The 18,271-nt window shown below is 61.1% G+C and carries 17 protein-coding genes; 12 read left to right on the top strand and 5 right to left on the bottom strand.

What is annotated here, in order from left to right; all coding sequences use genetic code 11:
* The first annotated feature begins 96 nt into the window (after positions 1-96).
* On the top strand, positions 97-3,660 hold the full coding sequence (smc, locus tag ACTNFJ_RS03390) for a chromosome segregation protein SMC (RefSeq protein ID WP_435906523.1): 3,564 nt from the start codon (positions 97-99) through the stop codon (positions 3,658-3,660).
* 136 nt (positions 3,661-3,796) lie between these two features.
* Complete coding sequence (locus ACTNFJ_RS03395) at positions 3,797-5,077, top strand: ABC transporter substrate-binding protein (RefSeq protein ID WP_435906522.1); 1,281 nt, start codon at positions 3,797-3,799, stop codon at positions 5,075-5,077.
* Positions 5,078-5,147: 70 nt separating this feature from the next.
* Here the strand turns inward: ACTNFJ_RS03395 and ACTNFJ_RS03400 are convergent, their stop codons facing one another.
* The 4 genes from ACTNFJ_RS03400 to ACTNFJ_RS03415 are packed head-to-tail and all read right to left on the bottom strand — an operon-like array spanning position 5,148 to position 9,212.
* Positions 5,148-5,912, bottom strand: coding sequence for an ABC transporter ATP-binding protein (locus ACTNFJ_RS03400; RefSeq protein ID WP_435906521.1), 765 nt, complete (start codon positions 5,910-5,912; stop codon positions 5,148-5,150).
* The gene (locus tag ACTNFJ_RS03405; protein WP_435906520.1) at positions 5,909-6,865 is read right to left on the bottom strand and encodes an ABC transporter ATP-binding protein; all 957 of its coding nucleotides are present in this window, start codon (positions 6,863-6,865) and stop codon (positions 5,909-5,911) included. The genes ACTNFJ_RS03400 and ACTNFJ_RS03405 overlap by 4 nt, the downstream gene beginning before the upstream one ends.
* Positions 6,858-7,844 carry a branched-chain amino acid ABC transporter permease gene (locus ACTNFJ_RS03410; RefSeq protein ID WP_435906519.1) on the bottom strand — a complete coding sequence of 329 codons (987 nt, stop codon included), beginning with the start codon at positions 7,842-7,844 and terminating at the stop codon, positions 6,858-6,860. The genes ACTNFJ_RS03405 and ACTNFJ_RS03410 overlap by 8 nt, the downstream gene beginning before the upstream one ends.
* Before the next feature lie 9 nt (positions 7,845-7,853).
* Positions 7,854-9,212 carry a branched-chain amino acid ABC transporter permease gene (locus ACTNFJ_RS03415; protein ID WP_435906518.1) on the bottom strand — a complete coding sequence of 453 codons (1,359 nt, stop codon included), beginning with the start codon at positions 9,210-9,212 and terminating at the stop codon, positions 7,854-7,856.
* A gap of 189 nt (positions 9,213-9,401) precedes the next feature.
* Between ACTNFJ_RS03415 and ftsY the strand changes: the two genes are divergently transcribed.
* Positions 9,402-10,277, top strand: a complete 876-nt coding sequence (gene ftsY / locus ACTNFJ_RS03420; protein WP_435906517.1) for a signal recognition particle-docking protein FtsY — start codon at positions 9,402-9,404, stop codon at positions 10,275-10,277.
* 32 nt (positions 10,278-10,309) lie between these two features.
* Positions 10,310-11,869 (top strand): signal recognition particle protein, encoded by a 1,560-nt coding sequence (gene ffh, locus ACTNFJ_RS03425; protein ID WP_435906516.1) that lies wholly within the window; start codon positions 10,310-10,312, stop codon positions 11,867-11,869.
* Here the strand turns inward: ffh and ACTNFJ_RS03430 are convergent, their stop codons facing one another.
* Positions 11,870-13,018, bottom strand: coding sequence for a glutamate--cysteine ligase (locus ACTNFJ_RS03430; RefSeq protein ID WP_435906515.1), 1,149 nt, complete (start codon positions 13,016-13,018; stop codon positions 11,870-11,872).
* Between the two features lie 188 nt (positions 13,019-13,206).
* Here ACTNFJ_RS03430 and rpsP point away from each other — a divergent pair, with 188 nt between their 5' ends.
* The 8 genes from rpsP (at position 13,207) to murI (ending at position 18,225) form a co-directional block, all read left to right on the top strand.
* Positions 13,207-13,638 (top strand): 30S ribosomal protein S16, encoded by a 432-nt coding sequence (gene rpsP, locus ACTNFJ_RS03435; RefSeq protein ID WP_435906514.1) that lies wholly within the window; start codon positions 13,207-13,209, stop codon positions 13,636-13,638.
* Positions 13,639-13,642: 4 nt separating this feature from the next.
* Positions 13,643-13,900, top strand: coding sequence for an RNA-binding protein (locus tag ACTNFJ_RS03440; protein WP_435906513.1), 258 nt, complete (start codon positions 13,643-13,645; stop codon positions 13,898-13,900).
* Positions 13,900-14,547 (top strand): ribosome maturation factor RimM, encoded by a 648-nt coding sequence (rimM, locus tag ACTNFJ_RS03445; protein WP_435906512.1) that lies wholly within the window; start codon positions 13,900-13,902, stop codon positions 14,545-14,547. Before ACTNFJ_RS03440 ends, rimM begins: the two co-directional genes overlap by 1 nt.
* Positions 14,544-15,284: a tRNA (guanosine(37)-N1)-methyltransferase TrmD gene (gene trmD / locus ACTNFJ_RS03450; protein WP_435906511.1), complete on the top strand. Its 741-nt coding sequence runs from the start codon at positions 14,544-14,546 to the stop codon at positions 15,282-15,284. Before rimM ends, trmD begins: the two co-directional genes overlap by 4 nt.
* A 152-nt stretch (positions 15,285-15,436) precedes the next feature.
* Positions 15,437-15,784 (top strand): 50S ribosomal protein L19, encoded by a 348-nt coding sequence (gene rplS, locus ACTNFJ_RS03455; protein ID WP_435906510.1) that lies wholly within the window; start codon positions 15,437-15,439, stop codon positions 15,782-15,784.
* A 157-nt stretch (positions 15,785-15,941) separates the two neighbouring features.
* On the top strand, positions 15,942-16,715 hold the full coding sequence (gene lepB, locus ACTNFJ_RS03460) for a signal peptidase I (RefSeq protein WP_435906509.1): 774 nt from the start codon (positions 15,942-15,944) through the stop codon (positions 16,713-16,715).
* A complete protein-coding gene (gene rnhB / locus ACTNFJ_RS03465; RefSeq protein WP_435906508.1) occupies positions 16,702-17,346 on the top strand; it encodes a ribonuclease HII in 645 nt (214 codons plus the stop codon). Before lepB ends, rnhB begins: the two co-directional genes overlap by 14 nt.
* Before the next feature lie 39 nt (positions 17,347-17,385).
* A complete protein-coding gene (gene murI / locus ACTNFJ_RS03470; RefSeq protein WP_435906507.1) occupies positions 17,386-18,225 on the top strand; it encodes a glutamate racemase in 840 nt (279 codons plus the stop codon).
* Positions 18,226-18,271: the final 46 nt, after the last annotated feature.

Consider the following 18,271-nt stretch of genomic DNA (forward strand, 5'->3'; position numbering starts at 1 on the left):
GCCTACGCTCTGAGATACGGCGTTATTCCAACGATCGGGTAGCGTTAAGGCCATGCGCGGCGTGGAGCTGCATCGACGCGTGAAAAGGAGGTGGCGGTGCACCTGAAGAGTCTGACCCTGCGAGGGTTCAAGTCGTTCGCTCAGCCCACCACTTTTCAGTTCGAGCCCGGTGTCACCGCAATCGTCGGTCCCAATGGCTCGGGCAAATCGAATGTTGTTGACGCTCTTGCGTGGGTGATGGGGGAGCAGGGCGCAAAGACACTCCGCGGCGGGAAGATGGAAGACGTCATCTTTGCCGGGACTTCCACGAGAGGTCCGCTGGGGCGGGCTGAAGTGAAGCTCACGATCGATAACTCGGATGGTGCGCTTCCCATTGAGTATTCCGAAGTCACCATCAGTCGTACGCTCTTTCGGAACGGGGCGAGCGAGTATGCGATCAACGGCGAAGGATGCCGACTCCTCGACGTACAAGAACTTCTCAGCGATTCTGGCCTGGGGCGAGAAATGCACGTGATCGTCGGGCAAGGCCAGCTCGATGCTGTACTTCGGGCAACACCCGACGATCGACGTGGCTTCATCGAAGAGGCCGCCGGTATTTTGAAGCACCGCAGGCGGAAGGAACGCACCCTGCGTAAGCTCGACGCGATGGAGACGAATCTCACGCGTCTGAACGATCTTGCGGGCGAGATCCGCCGTCAACTGAAGCCACTCGGCCGCCAAGCCGAGGTTGCACGAGCGGCTCAGGGGATTGCCGCTGAGGTTCGCGATGCCAAAGCGCGCCTCCTTGCCGACGATGTCGCTCGACTGCGAGCGGAACTTGACGAGCTGGCCCAGGATGAGGCGGAGCAGCACTCACAACGGATTGTGTTGCAAGAGCAGCTGGAACAGAAGCAGCTGCGCATTCAGCGACTCGAGCTGGACCAGCACAGTGACGAACTCGATGCTGCTCGGAGGGTCACCCTCGGGTTGGAATCGGCGCAGTCACGCCTGCGCGGGGTCTCTGCACAGGCGCAGCAGCGGCTCACTTTTCTCGCCACCCAAGCCGAACCGCCGGAGCAGCAGGGTCGACTCACCCGAGCGTCTCTTGAGGAAGCCAACGAGGAAGCAACTCTGTTGGCCAAAGCCCTCCCGGCGATCGAAATCGCGTGGCAGCACGCGGGTGACGCCACCGTGCGTGCCCAGCGTGCGCTCGACGCGGTCGATGAACACCTGGCGGCTCAGAGCGCGCTGGTTTCCAAGCACGATCTCGAGTTGTCGAAGCTTCGCGGGCAGGTCGAGACCGCCGAGCAGAAGCGGGCGACTGTCGCTCAAGAGGTTGCTAGGCGAGAGCTTGCCGTTGCGCAGGCGGACGAGCGGGCAGAGGCCGCTCGGGCGGAACTTGATGCATTCGAGGCGAACCTGAGCGATGTCGAGGCGCCGGAGAGCGACCTTGATGACGCCTACCGTATTGCGCAGGATGCGCAGGTTGAGGCGGAGCGCGAGCGCGACGAGGTTCGGGAGCGGCTCCATGATCTGGAGCGAGAACGGGCAGGACTCGATGCGCGCATCAGTGCGCTCGCGCGTTCACTCGATCAGCGGGACGCTTCCGGCGCACTCCTCACCCAGACGAGTCTGGGTCTGTCGGGCCGGGTGAGCGATCAGGTGCGGGTTGACGAAGGTTACGGCCCCGCGGTGGCGGCCGCCCTCGGGAGCTTTGCTGACGCGCTGCTCGCAGAAGACGCCCACATCGCAGCATCTGCGGTGGCAGCTGCGCACCACCAGGATCTCGGTCGCGTGGGGCTGGTTCTCGTGACCTCCGAGGCGGGTTTCGATCTTGAAGCCGCTGGACCCAGAGTGTCTGGTGCCGTGCGAGCGATCGATGTCACCCGCGCTCCCGACGGTGTGCTCGGGGTGTTGGCGCGCAGCTATATCGTCGAGGATTTGGACGCGGCCCGCGCGGCTGCAGTCCTCCTCCGTGGATCGTTGTCTGCCAGTGCGTACACCGTGGTCACGATGGCCGGCGACGTGCTCACCGAGCACACGCTCACCGGAGGGTCGGGTCTTGCGCCCTCTCGAATCGAGCTCAACGCCGACCGTGAGCAGGCTGAGCTGCGACGCACTGTCCTTGCGGGGGAAATCGAGGAGCTCAGTGCGCAGCTTGCCGATCTTCGCGATGTGGCGGGTCGTGCCAAGACGGAGGCTGAGCGAGCATTCGCCGACCTCCGGGCCGCAGACGCGCGGTTGGCGGCCGTCACGGAGCAACGCAATAGATTGACTGTGCGGGTCGAGGCCGGACAGGCTGAAGCAGAGCGAGCACGCCAGGCCTTACTGGCCGTCGCTGATAGTGTCGCTGACGCTCAGGCTGCGGTGGATCAGGCGACGCGCGCTCGAGAAGAAGCCGAAGCGAGGCCACGCCCGATCTTTGATGCCAGCGAGCGAGACGCACTCGCTGGGGAAGTCGGCCGCGCTCGAGAGGCCGAGGTCGAGCGTCGGCTCGAATTGGAGACTGCGAAAGAGCGTTCAAGAGCTGCGCGAGCGAGGCATCGGCAGCTTGCAGAGCAATTCGACGCTGAGCTCCACGCTGCTGAAGAAGCAGCACGGCGTGCCGTACTCCGATCCCGACAGGTCGCTCGTGCGGAGCGGGTGGCTGGCTTGCTGCCCGACATTCAGGCCTCGTGTGATCGGTCGCTTGCCGAGGCGCGATTGGCCCAGCACTCCGCCGAGCAGGAGCGTGCAAAGTACAGCCAAGAACTCACACTTCTTCGTTCAGAAGAAGCCGAACTGAGGCAGCGGCTCACAGCACTGACTGAACGCGTGCACGGTGCCGAACTCAAGAGCTATGAACGAAAACTTCAGATCTCTGCGCTACTCGAGCGTTCGGGGAGCGAACTAGGTCTCGTCGAAGAGGTCCTGATCGCTGAGTACGGCCCCGACCAGCCCATTCCCTCGCCTAGGGACCGTGATTGGCAGGCCGCTTCGCCTGAGTCTGAGCCACCCACGATTCCGTTCGTACGCGCGGAGCAAATGACGCGCTTGGCGCGGGCAGAAAAGCGACTCACCGAGTTGGGGCGCATCAACCCGCTCGCACTTGAGGAGTATGCCGCGCTCGAGCAGCGGCACGCTTTCTTGGCGGAACAGCTGAAAGACTTGGCGAAGACGCGGACCGATCTGTTGAAGATTATCGGCGAACTGGACGAAAAAATGCAGGGCATCTTCGCGGAGGCGTTCGTCGACACGCAGACAGCCTTCGCAGAGGTGTTTCCCGTGCTCTTCCCCGGGGGATCTGGCGAGATCTTCCTCACTCACCCCGATGACCTGCTCAGCACAGGGATCGAAATGAGTGTGCGACCGGCAGGGAAAAAGGTCGAACGGCTCTCTCTGCTGTCTGGTGGGGAGCGCTCGCTCGCGGCCGTCGCATGGTTGATCGCGATCTTCCACGCTCGGCCGAGCCCGTTCTACATCATGGATGAGGTAGAGGCGGCACTCGACGACGCCAACCTGGGCCGCCTCCTCCAGACCTTTGAAGGCCTGCGCAAAAATTCGCAACTTATCGTGATCACCCATCAAAAAAGAACAATGGAGATCGCGGATGCCCTGTACGGCGTATCCATGCGTCAGGACGGCATCTCGGTGGTGGTCGGTCAGCGACTTACCCGCGACGAGGAGCCTGCCGTCGCGTAGGCGCTTGGGTCACGACTCGCTAACAACTCGGTCTCAGGGATGCCGTCGGGACCGCATCTTCCATGTCAAGTCGCTATGCTCTAGCCCAGTGCCGCGGTGTTGCGGCCATAGCCATTCGGTATGAAAGGTGTCATTAATGAAGATGATCTCCAAGCGATCGGCGGGCGCGGTCGCGCTCGTCGCAAGCGCTGCACTGGTATTGACAGCTTGTTCCGGAGGTGATTCTGCCGAAACCGCACCCGCGGAGGAGAGCAGCACCGGATCCCTCAAGATTGCAACGCTTCTTCCGCAGACTGGCTCGCTCGGCTTCCTGATGCCTCCGGTACAGGCGGGCATCGCCCAGGCGCTGACTGACATCAACGCTGCAGGCGGCGTGCTCGGTGAAGATGTCGAAATCGTCGCCGAGGCAAATGAGGGCGACGGCGCTGACATCACCATCGTCGAGAAAGGCGCAGACGATGTCATCGCCAGCGGTGCCTCCTTTGTGCTCGGTGCTATGAGTTCCTCGCGCACCTTGCACGTGGTAGACAAGATCACCGGCGAGGGCCTGCTTATGGGCTCCCCCTCGAACACCGCCTCGGGCCTCAGCGGAATTAGTCCGAACTATTTCCGCACCGCTCCACCGGACTCGGTGCAGGGGAACGCCCTCGGGAACCAGATCCTTGCCGATGGCAAGAGCACCGTGGCATTCATGACATTCAACGACGACTACGGTCTGGGTCTGCGCGACACCATTCAGGAAGTCGTTGAGGCTGGCGGTGCTGAGGTTGTGTACGGTGCCAAGGGTGAGGGCAACGAATTCCCGGTGGATCAGACCTCATTCTCGGCTGAAGTGACGGCGGCGAAGGCTTCCGGAGCCGATGCACTGGTTATCGTGACCTTCGATCAGATCAAGGCGATCATCCCTGAGCTCGTCGCACAGGGTGTCGATCTTTCGACCGTCTACCTGGTCGATGGCAACACCAACGGCTTTGAGGCAGACTTCGATCCAGGCACACTCACGGGTGCGCAGGGCTCGATCCCGGGTGCGCAGGCTGACGAGGAATTCCAGACTCAGCTCAAAGACATCTACAGTGCCGAGTTCGGTGGTGAGCTCGTCTCGTTCACCTATGCTCCTGAGGCGTATGACCTGGTGACGATCGTGGCTCTGGCTGCGACCAAGGCAGGCGCGACGGATTCGGCATCGATCCAGGCAGAGCTTGCCGCGGTGACGGGTGCGAACGGCGGCGAAGAATGCAACTCATTCGCCGACTGTGTCGCGCTCCTAGATGCTGGCGAGGAAATTGCCTACGTGGGGAAGTCGGGTACCGGCCCACTGAATGCGGACAATGATCCGTCGTCAGCCTCTATTGGAATCTACAAGTACGACGAGTCGAACAACCCCGTGTTCCAGCGCGCGGTTGAGGGTGAGATTTAAGCCTAGACACAATCAGCAAAGAGCCGGATCTCTGAGGGGATCCGGCTCTTTGTATTGAGATGCCGTCTGGCTATTCCGACCGCGCCTCGCCGGCCTTCGACTCGACATCTGCAGCCAGAGTGCCCAAGTAGAGTTCTATGACCTTCGGATCGTTTGCCAGCTCGCGACCCGGCCCTTCGTATGCGTTTCTACCCTGATCTAGCACGTAAGCGCGATCACAAATCTGGAGGCATCGGCGCGCATTCTGTTCAACCATGATGATGGTGACACCCGTGCGATTGATTTGCCGGGTTCGAATGAAGGTTTCATCTTGTCGCACCGGAGAGAGACCAGCGCTGGGCTCGTCGAGGAGCAACACCTTCGGGTCCATCATGAGCGCGCGCGCCATCGCTACAGATTGGCGCTCCCCTCCAGAGAGTGAGCCCGCGCGTTGCCGGCGGCGCTCGGCCAGCATGGGAAAGAGATCCCACATCTCGGCCACACGAGACTGGAATTCTTTCGGCCGGAGAAAGAGGCCCATCTGCAGGTTTTCTTCGATGGTGAGTGAGGGGAACACGTTGTTTGTCTGCGGAACGAACCCGACTCCTTTACGAACGAGCTGATTTGTCGCCTGATTTGTGACATCCTCACCGTCGAGAGTCACCGTTCCCTCTCGAATATCGACGAGGCCAAATAGCGCCTTGAGGAGCGTAGACTTCCCGGCGCCGTTGGGGCCGATGATCCCAATGAGTTCCCCTTGGTATGCCTCGAGGGTGCAGCCGTTCAGAATATTGATACCGGGTAGGTAACCTGCGGTGACATTGTCGGCCTTCACCACGAGTTGGTGTTCGGTCATCGCGATTCCTCCTTGACTTCCTGGGCAATCGCCTGAATCACGCCGGTAGTGAGCACGTCATCATCTCCAAGATCTCGGTCATGATGCGCGCCGAGATATGCGTCGACGACCGCAGGGCTCGTCATGATTTCTTCTGGCAGACCTTCGGCGATGAGTTCGCCCTGTGCCATGACCACCACCCAGTCACTAATGTGCCGCACCATGTGCATGTCGTGCTCTACGAAAAGCACTGTCGTGCCGTCGTCACGCAGAGTCTGAATGTGGTCGAGGAGGCTCTGAGTGAGGGCCGGATTCACGCCAGCCATAGGCTCGTCGAGCATGATCATGGCGGGGCTCGACATGAGTGCGCGTGCCATCTCTAGGAGCTTCTTCTGGCCCCCAGACAGGTCACCGGCCATGTCGTGCTTCTTAGTGTCGAGCTTGAAGCGGGCGAGGAGCTCGTCAGCGCGCTCGATATTTTCTCTTTCGCGTTTCGCCCAGAGAGGTTTAATGAGTCCAACGAAGAGATTCTCTCCGGGCTGGTTATTTGCTCCGATGAGCATGTTTTCGATGACGGTCATTCGGCCGAGCGCTTTCGTGAGTTGGAAGGTGCGCACCATCCCTGCCCGTGCGGCCTGTGAAGCGCCGGTTCGGGTCATGGTCTTCCCGTTGAAAGACCACGTGGCATCGCCGCCGCCGATCAGGCGCTGCGCGTTGGATGGCTGATCGAAGCCGGTGATGAGATTGAAAAAGGTTGTCTTTCCCGCCCCGTTGGGGCCGATAAGCGCAGTGATAGCTCCGCGTTGGACCTCCAGGTGATCTACATTCACCGCGGTCATGCCGCCGAAGCGGCGTTCGATGTGATCGACCGTGAGAATAGGGTCAAATTTGGCAACGCCGGGAACCTGATCGAGGGTACGCAGCCGCGAACGGAGCTCCTGACGATCGTAGGGATAGCTCTGCTCACTAGACATTGAACGACAGCTCCTTCTTATTTCCGAGTATCCCTTGCGGTCTAAAGATCACCAGCAGCATGAGCGAGATTCCAATGAGTACCCAGGCCAATTGCTCTGTCTGCTGGGTATTCAAGAGCGTTGAGGGCACGAATTCGCCGGCCAGTGAGGTCAGCAACAATCGGACGATGAAGAAGATCAGCGTTCCGAGCAAGGGGCCAAAGATCGTCGCCGCGCCGCCCAGCAGCATAATCATCCACAGGTTGAAGGTTGCCGGACGGCCCATAGAATCAGGTTGCATAGCGCTCGGCAGCGCCATCACGATGCCGCCCAGTGCACCCAGCGATCCGCCGAGAATCAGAGCCTGCAACTTATAGGCGTATGAGCTCTTCCCGAGGCTACGCACAGCATCTTCGTCCTCCCGGATCCCTTTGAGTACACGACCCCAGGGGCTGCGCATGAGGGACCAGGTGATCACGATGAAGAGCGCGACCAGCCCCCACGCGACCAGCCTCGTCCACCAGTCATCGATACCGGTGTTGTTGTATGTCAGACCGAGGAGAGTGGTCTTGCCTTCAGGGAGGGGAGACAGCTCAGTGAACACATGCCGATACTGTGAGCCTGCGAGCCCAGTGGGGCCCCCGGTGACGTCTTGCAGCGACGCGAGTCGCACAATCATGCGAAGGATCTCAGCCGCGGATATCGTCACGATGGCGAGGTAGTCTCCGCGAAGTTTCAGGGTGGGGATACCGAGGATCAGCGCAAAGACGACGGCCGATGCCATCGATATGAGAATTGCGGTCCAGAACCCCGCGCCCAGAACGACGGACACGCCGAAACCGTAGGCGCCGACCAGCATGAAGCCGGCTTGCCCCATGTTCATCAGGCCGGTGAAACCGAAATGAATGTTGAGGCCAATCGCCGCAAGTACGAACGCTGCGGTGGTCGGTGAGAGAGCCGTCTGTAGCAGGCTTGTGAGAAGTCCAGTCCAGAAATCCATGAGATGCTCCTAGCCGATCCGCTCTTTGCGACCGAAAATGCCCTGTGGTCGAACCAACAGGATCAGGATGAGAAGTAAAAGTGCGGTGGCAAACTTCAGGTCGCCTGGCAACCACAGGTTGGTGAGCTCGACCATCATGCCGATGATCATCGAGCCGACAAACGCTCCGAAGGCCGTTCCCAACCCGCCTAAGGTGACTGCGGCAAAGAACAGCAGCAGCATTTGGCCGCCGGTGAACCATGTCAGGCCGTTAAAAACGAGGCCAAAGAAGACTCCCGCGAGCCCGGCCAGTCCGCCGCCGACGATCCAGACGACGTTAATGACTCGATCGACGTCGATGCCCGAGGCGCGAGCCAGTGCCGGGTTGTCTGAGATGGCACGAGTGGCTCGGCCAAATCGCGTGAAGGTTAGTCCGAGGCCGACGGCGATGATCGCGAGGAGGGAAACGCCCATCGCGAGATAGGACTGCACGGTGAGGGTCACCCCGAAGAGAGTGAGCGTAGACGGCGTTGCCGTGTCGATACGCACCACGCTCGAGCCGAAGAAGAACTGGAACAGGTACTGCATGGTGATTGAAAGACCGATCGAGACAATCATCAGCTGCATCAAGCTCAGCCTTCGTTTTCGAAGGGGCTTCCATAGCACCTTGTCTTGTGCCCAACCGAACGCCGCAGAGGCTGTGACCGCGAGAATCGCAGCGAGCCAGAGGTTTCCGGTGAAGGTCATGAAGAGCGCGGCAAGGAGCCCGCCGAGTGTCACCATCTCGCCCTGCGCGAAGTTGCTGAGGCCAGTGGTGCCAAACACGAGCGACAGTCCCAACGACGCGAGCGCAATGAGCAGTCCCATGCGTATGCCAGAAACAAACTGCTGCCAAAATCGTGGCCACGAGAAGTCTGAGGTGGCACTCGCGGAGGTGCCTGAGCTAGCGGCTTCGGCGCTTGCGGCGGAGGCCTCCGGATCATCGCTCAGGGGGAAAAGCGCGCTTGCGAGATTGTTGAGTCCGACGGTCACCTCCCGCGAGTCCACTGACTTGAAGTACTGCCCCTCGGGAAGCGTGGCTCCGTCGACCGTCACGGTATAGCTGCCGGCAGACGTGACGGTGAACACCCATTTGCCTTCGGTGTCTGTCTCGGTGGTTTGTTCTGCCCCGCTGCCGCTAAGCGAAACTTCTACTCCTACAGCTGGCGAGCCATCAGTGCTCTTGATGATGCCCTGTACACAACCGGTACTCGGGTCGGGCACGCACTCGACGGCGAGTGCCGGAGATGCGCTAAACAAGCCGCTTACCAAAGCGAGAACGATTCCGATCAGCAGAGCGATGCCAAGTGGGCGCCTCGCGCGGACGGATAGGGCCGGTGTTCCGGTCACGGTACCTCCGTTGGCTTTCGCGCCCGGCTACATCGCGCGGGCGCATCGAATAGTGAGAAGCGTAGCGGAGTATTTACTGTCTGATAGGACAAAATGGCTCGCTTAGCAGAGCTTCGTGACCAAACGGGAATATACCCCCAATAACGGTCGTAAAATTTGTCGAAGAGCGCTCACAGATACACTCGAATCATGGCTGAGCGATCATGGTCAATTGCACACGTGTTCCGCGGTCTCAGAGGCGGCGCCGAGAAGATCACCGAGGAGACCTGGGACGACTTGGAGACGGCTCTCCTTTCCGCCGATTTCGGGCCAGATATCGCCGAATCGGTGATGGACGAGTTGCGGTCCGAGGTTGAACGACACCGGGTGACGGAAGTCAAAGAACTGCGCCGAATGTTGCGCGAAGCGGTTGAGGTTCGACTATCGGACTTTGACCCCACCCTGCGCCTGTCAGACCGCCCCGCCGTGGTGCTGGTCGTCGGCGTGAACGGGGTAGGTAAGACGACCACCATCGGTAAGCTCGCGAAATACCTGAAGACCTTCGACAAACGCGTCGTGGTGGGTGCCGCTGACACCTTTCGCGCAGCAGCCGTTGAGCAACTCGCGACCTGGGCCGATCGTGCGGGAGTCGACATTGTGCGGCCGCAGCAGCACGGTCAGGATCCGGCGTCCGTAGCATTCCAAACCGTTGAGCGCGCCGTGCGCGAGGGTCATGACATTGCCATCATCGATACCGCCGGACGACTGCAGACGAAGGGCGGTCTGATGGATGAGCTTTCGAAGGTTCGTCGCGTCATTGAAAAGCAAGCGCCCATCGCTGAGGTGCTCCTCGTCCTCGACGCGACCACCGGGCAGAACGGCCTCGCCCAAGCTGAGGCCTTCATCGAACACGCTGGGGTCACTGGGCTCGTATTGACCAAATTGGATGGTTCAGCGAAGGGAGGATTCGTGCTAGCCGTGCAGCAGAAGACCGGCCTCCCCATCAAGCTCATTGGGCAGGGCGAGGGGATCAGCGACCTCACCGGGTTCACGCCTCACGTGTTTGCCCAACAGCTCATCGGTTAGGCCCAGTGACACCCCGCTAGAATTGTGCCACCATGGCTACTTTCGGAAACCTCTCGGCGCGTCTCACCGACACCTTCAAGAACCTTCGGACGAAGGGTAAGCTCTCTGCTGCCGACATTGACGGCACCGTTCGGGAGATACGCCGTGCACTGCTTGAGGCTGATGTCGCACTCGAAGTGGTGAAGGAATTCACCGCGAAGGTTCGCGAGCGTGCGCTCGGTGACGAAGTCAATCAGGCATTGAACCCAGCCCAACAGGTTGTGCAGATTGTTAATGAAGAGCTGATCGGGATTCTGGGCGGCGAGCAGCGTCGGCTGCGGTTTGCAAAGAAACCACCGACTGTCATCATGCTGGCGGGCCTGCAGGGTGCCGGTAAGACGACTCTGGCGGGCAAGCTGGCCAAGTGGCTGAAGGATCAGGGTCATACCCCGATGTTGGTGGCCTGTGACTTGCAGCGCCCGAACGCGGTGACCCAGCTCGGGGTGGTCGCTGAGCAGGCGGGTGTCGCGATCTACGCTCCCGAGCCTGGCAACGGAGTCGGAGACCCGGTGCGGGTTGCGAAACAGGGCGTGGCCGAGGCGAAGTCGAAGCTGCATGACTTCGTCATTATCGATACGGCTGGCCGACTGGGTGTCGACGCTGAGCTGATGCGCCAAGCGGCTGATATTCGGAAGGCGACGAACCCCGACGAGGTGCTCTTCGTTATCGACGCCATGATTGGTCAAGATGCGGTCGCCACAGCCCAAGCCTTTCAAGAAGGCGTTGACTTCACTGGCGTGGTGCTTACGAAGCTTGATGGTGACGCGCGCGGTGGTGCGGCGCTTTCGATCCGGAGCCTCACCGGCCGTCCGATCCTCTTCGCCTCAACTGGCGAGGGGCTCTCTGATTTCGAGCCGTTCCACCCTGATCGGATGGCGAGCAGGATCCTTGACCTGGGTGACGTGCTCACCCTCATCGAGCAGGCGCAACAGGCTTTTGATGAAGATTCGGCCCGGCAGGTCGCAGAGAAGATCGCGAGTGACCAGTTCACGCTCGATGATTTCTTGAAGCAGATGCAGCAACTTCGCGGTGCCGGGTCACTGAAGAAGATGATGGGCATGCTGCCAGGCATGGGCAAGATGAAGGAACAGCTCGAGAACTTCGACGAGCGTGAGATTATCCACACCGAGGCCATCATCCAGTCAATGACACCGGCTGAGCGTCACAACCCGAAGATACTCAACGGGTCGCGTCGGCTGCGTATTGCCAAGGGATCGGGAATGACGGTCACCGAGGTGAACTCGTTGGTGCAACGGTTTGAGCAGGCCGCGAAGATGATGAAGACCGTCGCGCGCGGGGGGGTGCCCCAGATCCCAGGGATGGGGCCTATGCCCGGGGCGGGTCACGGTGGAAAGAAGAAGACGCAGACGAAGAAGAAGGGTGCATCTCGTTCGGGTAACCCGGCGAAGCGGGCCCAGCAGGCCGAGCTAGGTGCGGTTCGTTCAGGATCCGCCCCAGCTGGATCTGGGTTTGGGCTGGGCAGTGCGTCTGCGACTCCTTCCGAGCAGGACTTGGCGCAACTGCAGCAGATGTTGGGGAAGGGGCTGCGCTAGTTATAGCGACAGCCCGTGTGCGAACTCGCTGATGAGTGAGTCCACGACGGACCGCAGGGCCGCGGGGCTCTTACCGTGTGACTCATAGACGGCCAGTTGCCGTTCGGCGCTACTCCCAGAATTAAGTACCCGAGTAACTTCAGCGAGTTCTGAGCTGCAGTCCAGTCGTTCGGCAACGGGAAGTAGCGCAGATATCAGTTCCCCGAGGTGTTCGCGCAGCGGGACCTGAGTACCGTGGCTGTCGACGATAATCTGTGCGTCGAGCCCGTAGCGTGCCGCGCGCCACTTGTTCTCGCGAACGAACCAGGGCTGAAGGCGGGGCAGACTCAAACCACGGTCGAGACTCGTCTGGAAATGCTCGGTCAGGCATTGAGCGAGTGCCGCCAGCGCGCCGATCTCCGCCAGCGTCGATGCGCCGTCACATGCGCGAATCTCAATGGTGCCCCAGCGCGGTGCCGGTCGAATGTCCCAGCGCGCCTCGGTGGGTTCCGCAATAATGCTGGTCTTCGAGAGGTCTGCGAGTACACGTTCGACGTCTGCCCACTCATCGAAATCCCAGGGGAGTCCCGCGGTCGAAAGTTGCTGGAACATGAGGGTCCGATTGGAGGCGTAGCCGGTAGCCTCGCCAGCCCAAAGAGGGCTGGATGCGGAGAGAGCCAGGAAGTGTGGGAGGTAGGCGAGGAGGGCATGCAGGAGCGGCACGACACGATCCTTTCGGTCCACGCCAACATGCACGTGAACCCCCCAGATGAGCATGTTTCTGCCCCACCAGCGATATCGTTCGATGAACTTGTCATATCGCTCACTCGGCGTGACCGTCTGCTCCTCCCAGCGGCTGAACGGGTGGCTTCCCGAGCCAATGAGCGCTGCTCCGTGACCTGCTGCCGCGTCCTGCACAGCGAGTGCCAGGGTACGAAGATCTGCAGTTGCGTCACGCACTACCTCGCGAGGGGCAGTAACCAGTTCCACGGTGTTCTCGAGTAGCTCGCTCGCCAGGTGCGGAAATGCGCCGGTCGGATATCGGCTACGCAAGTCACCTAGAATCTGCGGCGCGATACACGACAGGGACCGGGTGTCGCGGTTGACCAGGGCCAGTTCCCACTCGATTCCAAGCGTGGATCGTGGGGACGGTGCGAACTCAATCGACATGGAGCCTCCCGAGGTTGCCGAACCTGTCCAGACTACTTTGCTGCACGGAACCGTCGCAAAAGTCCTGTTCGTGACATAAATTGCGTTTCACGTGAGTTCGTGGCAGGATTGAGCGGTTCGCGCATTTTGCGCGTCAGGCTTCCGCGTCAGTTCGGCGCGGCGTCGTTTACGTATGTGAAGGAGCCCTCATGGCAGTCAAGATTCGCCTCAAGCGTCTCGGTAAGATCCGCGCACCCTACTACCGTATTGTGGTAGCCGACTCGCGCACCAAGCGCGACGGTCGCGTGATCGAAGAGATTGGCAAGTACCACCCCACCGAGCAGCCCTCGTTCATCGAGGTCAACAGTGAGCGTGCGCAGTACTGGTTGAGTGTCGGCGCGCAGCCGACCGAGCAGGTTGCCGCGATCCTGAAGCTGACCGGCGACTGGGGTAAGTTCACCGGTAAGGGTGACACTGAGTCGAAGGTGCTTCCCGTTGAGCCCAAGCCCGTCTTCGAGGTCAACGCCGCGAAGAAGCCCGTCTTGCGCCCGAAGGCAGAGAAGCCAGCTGAGGCTCCCGCTGAGGTGCCTGCCGAGGCACCCGCCGCCGAGGCCGCAGAGGCCGAGACGACCGAGGCGTAAGACTGTGGCGGCATCGCTGGCTGCGGCGCTCACGCACCTCGTGAAGGGGATCGTCGAGCATCCCGACGAGGTGCGCGTCACCAGCAGTGACACGGCGCGTGGTGAGTTGCTTGAGGTGCGTGTGCACCCGAGTGATCTCGGCCGCGTCATTGGTCGCGGTGGTCGCACCGCGCAGTCGTTGCGTACCGTGATCGGCGCGATGAGCGAAGGCCGTCGCGTGCGCATTGATGTGGTCGATACCGATGCTGACGAAAGTGCGTAATGCCTGACTCTTCCAGTCGCGCGCAAGCTCCCCGCCCCGCTGAAGGGCCGGGGAGCTTGCGCGTTGGCCGTCTCACAAAGCCGCACGGTCTTAAAGGCGGAATCAAGCTCGAGCTCTATACCGATAATCCAGAGCTGCGATTTGTTCCGGGGGCGGTATTTCACCTGCAGGTTCCCGACGACTCTGAGTGGTTTGGGCGCACCATTGTGCTGCGCGATCTCCGATGGTTCAACGGGGTCCCGGTGGGCTTCTTCGAGGAGCTTGCCGATCGGTCAGCAGCTGAGAGCATCGTGCGTGCCATCCTGTGGATCGATGAGGCTGCGGTGGAGGCTGGCGAAGAAGAGAACGCCTGGTACGACCATCAGCTCAAAGGGCTCGATGTGCGTCGCGATGGGGTGTCGGTGGGAACCGTGGTCGAAGTCCAGCACTTCCCCGCGCAAGACCTGCTTGCAGTGAAAACTGATGGGGGCATCGTCCTGGTGCCGTTCGTCGAAGCGATCGTGCCCAGCGTCGATCTCGAAGCGGGAGTCGTCGTGGTGACGCCACCCGTGGGGCTCTTTGAAGCACTCCCCGAAGACGACGCTGACTCGTCGGAAGATGGTCAGGTCGTAGGTGAGCGCTCGCGGGACGAGACTGGCTCCGCATGAGGATCGACATCGTCACGATCTTTCCGGGGTACTTCGATACTCTCGAGCTCTCGCTGCTCGGTAAGGCGAAGGATCGTGGGCTTCTTGACGTGCGCGTGCACGACCTGCGAGGTTTCGCCCACGATCGGCACCGCACCGTCGACGACACTCCAACGGGTGGTGGCGCAGGGATGGTGATGAAACCCGAACCCTGGGGTGCTGCGCTTGACGCTATTCTTCTTAGCGCTCAAGAGGCTGAGCCAGGTGTATTTGACGCTGAGCCAGACAACGGATCTCAGGCGCCACTCATCATTTTTCCGTCGCCGGCGGGTGAGGTATTTTCCCAGTCGATGGCCCGTGAACTCGCGGCGGAACGGCATCTCGTCTTCGGGTGCGGGCGCTATGAGGGAATCGATCAGCGGGTGGTCGACGAGTACTCCGCAGGCGGGCGTGTGCGACTCATCAGTCTGGGTGATTACGTGCTCAACGGTGGGGAAGTGGCGACACTCGCGATGATTGAGGCAATCGGGCGGCTTCTGCCCGGGGTCGTGGGCAACCCGGAGAGCCTCGTTGAGGAGTCTCACGAAGACGGACTCCTCGAATACCCAAGTTTCACGAAGCCGGCGACGTGGCGGGGACGCGACGTTCCGCCAGTGCTTCTCAGTGGCAATCACGCCGCCATCGCAGCGTGGCGTCAGCAACAGCGAATCGACCGCACGCGCGCCGTGCGGCCTGAGCTGCTTCCGCCCGAGGACTGAACGCCGAACCGATCCTCGAATCTGTGGCATAATAGACACTTGTGCCACGGTGCGGCACTGCCGCGAGGGTCCGCACACACCGTGAATCACACTTAGCTTTCACCACTATTCATTTGCGTGCCGACTTGCGGCGGGCGCAGAGAGAGACAATCATGCAGAAGCTCGACCTCGTCGATGCCCCGTCGCTCAAGAGCGACATCCCCGAGTTCCGCGCCGGTGACACCGTGAAGGTGCACGTAAACATCGTCGAGGGCAACCGCTCACGTATCCAGGTGTTCCAGGGCATTGTGATCTCCCGTCACGGCGAAGGTGTCCGCGAGACGTTCACCGTACGCAAGATCAGCTTCCAGGTCGGCGTCGAGCGTAAGTTCCCCGTGCACACTCCCGCGATTGAGAAGATTGAGGTCGTCAGCCGTGGCGATGTGCGCCGCGCCAAGCTGTACTACCTGCGTAGCCTCACGGGCAAGAAGGCCAAGGTCAAGGAAAAGCGCGATTTCTAATTCGCCAGCTTGACACGCGCACAGGCTCCCCCCGATCCCGGGTGGGAGCCTGTTGTGTGTGGTGGTCTCCCAGTGGAGGCAATCCACTTGTCGCTACAGTGGATCACAGCTTCTCGCGGGCTCGCATCCCGCCCGTCGATCGACCTTTCGGAGCCTCATGACCGATGTACCTGCCAGCGCCCAACGCACCCGCGGCGGTGGCTTTCTCCGGTTTCTTCGAGACTTGCTCATCATTTTGCTCGTGGCATTTGTGGTGTCCTTTCTGCTAAAGACCTTTCTTGTTCGCAGTTTCTACATCCCCTCGGGGTCGATGGAACGCACGCTCGAGGTCAATGACCGGATCCTGGTGAATCAACTCGTTCCGGAGGTCGTCGACGTGCAGCGCGGTGACGTCGTGGTCTTCCGTGATCCAGGCGGGTGGCTAAACCTTCCGATCAGTGTGACTGGCGCTACGCCCACTCCGATCGAGCAACTGTTGCAGACTGTCGGCCTCGCCGCAGACACGAGCGCTGACTACGTCATTAAGCGTGTGATTGGAATTGGCGGCGATCACGTGGTGTGCTGTGACGGCGATGGTCGGGTGACGGTCAACGGTGTGCCGCTTACGGAACCCTACGCTGTGGTGCCCGATGGGACGAGTCGCGTCTCAGAGATTGACTTCGATGTGATTGTGCCCGAAGGCTCGGTCTGGGTGATGGGGGATAACCGGTACAGCAGCCGAGACTCACGGTACAACCAGGATCAACCCGGGAAGGGGTTCGTATCCGAGGAGGAAATCGTCGGTCGGGCGTTCTTGCTGAATTGGCCGCTTCAACGCTTTGGCGTGCTCGGGAATTATCCTGAAACGTTCCTCGGTGTTGCTGAAGCTGCAAACGCTGAACGCTCCGGATTGACCGACCCCCCAGTGGACGAGGCCGATGCTCCGGGGTGAGACGTCGAAAGATCCCTCCCTTGAGTTTGAGTCTGCCTGCTTTGCGGCGGGGGTGCCGCTGGTCATCGGGGTTGACGAAGTTGGGCGCGGAGCGGTGGCGGGTCCTGTCGCAGTGGGTGTGCACGCGGTTGTGGCTGGCACGTGCACCTTTCCAGAGGGGCTTCGCGATTCGAAACTCCTGAGCGAGAAGCGCCGAGAGGCGCTGGCACCGCTTGTGGCAGAGTGGGGCGCCGGCGCGGTGGGGTACGCTACGGCCGTCGAGATCGACGCCCGTGGCATCATCTGGGCCTTGGGTGAAGCGGGCCGGCGGGCCCTTCTTACCCTCCACCAGTCGGGCGTGGCCGTGCGGCAGTCCCTGGTCTTGGTTGATGGTGCGCACGATTGGCTCAGCCCTGCGCTGCGAACGCCATTGAACGTGCGCACCAGGGTGGGTGCGGATCGAAACTGTGCAAGCGTAGCGGCAGCCTCGGTGCGGGCCAAAGTGGATCGCGATGCGGTCATGCGAGAGGCGCACCTGATGCATCCGCACTATGGCTGGGCTTCCAACAAGGGTTATGGGGCGCAGGCACATTATGCGGGAATTACTGCGCATGGACTCACCGATTTTCACCGTAGATCATGGATTCACTGACGCAGGTGTGCGGGAAGGCCCAGGCGGTAGGCTGTTGAGGTGAGCACACACCCACCCGCTAACGACGCACCAATCGGGGTGTTCGACTCCGGCGTCGGTGGCCTGACGGTCGCCCGTGCGATTCGCGATGTGCTTCCGGGCGAGTCGATGATCTACGTGGGCGACACCGCGCATACCCCGTACGGTCCTCGACCGATCGCAGAAGTGCGGCGTTTCTCTCTCGAGATTCTCGACGGGCTCGTTGATCAGGGCGTGAAAATGCTGGTCATTGCGTGTAACACCGCGAGCGCAGCAATGCTGCGCGACGCACACGAGCGCTACGACGTGCCGGTGGTTGAGGTGATTGGTCCGACGGTGCGCAGCGCCATGTCCATCACGCGCAACCGGCGTGTGGGCCTTATTGGCACGCAGACCACGATCCAATCACGCGTCTACGACGATCTCTTCAGCATGCGACCAGAGATTTCCCTCGCGGCTCGGGCGTGCCCACGCTTCGTCGAACTGGTGGAGTCGGGGCAGACTAGCGGCCCTGAGGTGCTGGAAGTCGCCAGAGAGTACCTGTCTGGGCTGGTCGAACGAGACATCGACACGCTGGTGCTCGGATGTACCCACTATCCGTTCTTGCGGGGGGCCATTAGCCAGGTCGTCGGCGCGGATGTCGCTCTCGTATCAAGCGACATCGAAACCGCTGGCGAGGTGTATCGGGTGCTCACCGAACGAAACCTTCTTCGCGATGCCTCGGCGGGAGAACCGAGTCTCAGATACGAGGCGACCGGCGCAGACACGGTGAAGTTCGTCAACCTCGCCCGGCGCATGCTCGGCATCGGCATCGAATCGGTGGATCTGCTCCACACGGGCGCCATCCGGCTGCCACAATAAGGGCGAATCCACCCAGCTGTCACCTGTCCGGCTCAGCTCCGGGCCT

The organism is Leucobacter shiyiweii (assembly GCF_052446065.1).
Taxonomy (GTDB): domain Bacteria; phylum Actinomycetota; class Actinomycetes; order Actinomycetales; family Microbacteriaceae; genus Leucobacter.

Excerpts from the sequence above, each read along its gene's own strand:
- ACTNFJ_RS03395 (WP_435906522.1), top strand. The coding sequence starts at position 3,797 with ATGAAGATGATCTCCAAGCGATCGGCGGGCGCGGTCGCGCTCGTCGCA.
- ACTNFJ_RS03400 (WP_435906521.1), bottom strand. The coding sequence starts at position 5,912 with ATGACCGAACACCAACTCGTGGTGAAGGCCGACAATGTCACCGCAGGT.
- ACTNFJ_RS03405 (WP_435906520.1), bottom strand. The coding sequence starts at position 6,865 with ATGTCTAGTGAGCAGAGCTATCCCTACGATCGTCAGGAGCTCCGTTCG.
- ACTNFJ_RS03410 (WP_435906519.1), bottom strand. The coding sequence starts at position 7,844 with ATGGATTTCTGGACTGGACTTCTCACAAGCCTGCTACAGACGGCTCTC.
- ftsY (WP_435906517.1), top strand. The coding sequence starts at position 9,402 with ATGGCTGAGCGATCATGGTCAATTGCACACGTGTTCCGCGGTCTCAGA.
- ffh (WP_435906516.1), top strand. The coding sequence starts at position 10,310 with ATGGCTACTTTCGGAAACCTCTCGGCGCGTCTCACCGACACCTTCAAG.
- ACTNFJ_RS03430 (WP_435906515.1), bottom strand. The coding sequence starts at position 13,018 with ATGTCGATTGAGTTCGCACCGTCCCCACGATCCACGCTTGGAATCGAG.
- rpsP (WP_435906514.1), top strand. The coding sequence starts at position 13,207 with ATGGCAGTCAAGATTCGCCTCAAGCGTCTCGGTAAGATCCGCGCACCC.
- rimM (WP_435906512.1), top strand. The coding sequence starts at position 13,900 with ATGCCTGACTCTTCCAGTCGCGCGCAAGCTCCCCGCCCCGCTGAAGGG.
- trmD (WP_435906511.1), top strand. The coding sequence starts at position 14,544 with ATGAGGATCGACATCGTCACGATCTTTCCGGGGTACTTCGATACTCTC.
- rplS (WP_435906510.1), top strand. The coding sequence starts at position 15,437 with ATGCAGAAGCTCGACCTCGTCGATGCCCCGTCGCTCAAGAGCGACATC.
- lepB (WP_435906509.1), top strand. The coding sequence starts at position 15,942 with ATGACCGATGTACCTGCCAGCGCCCAACGCACCCGCGGCGGTGGCTTT.
- rnhB (WP_435906508.1), top strand. The coding sequence starts at position 16,702 with ATGCTCCGGGGTGAGACGTCGAAAGATCCCTCCCTTGAGTTTGAGTCT.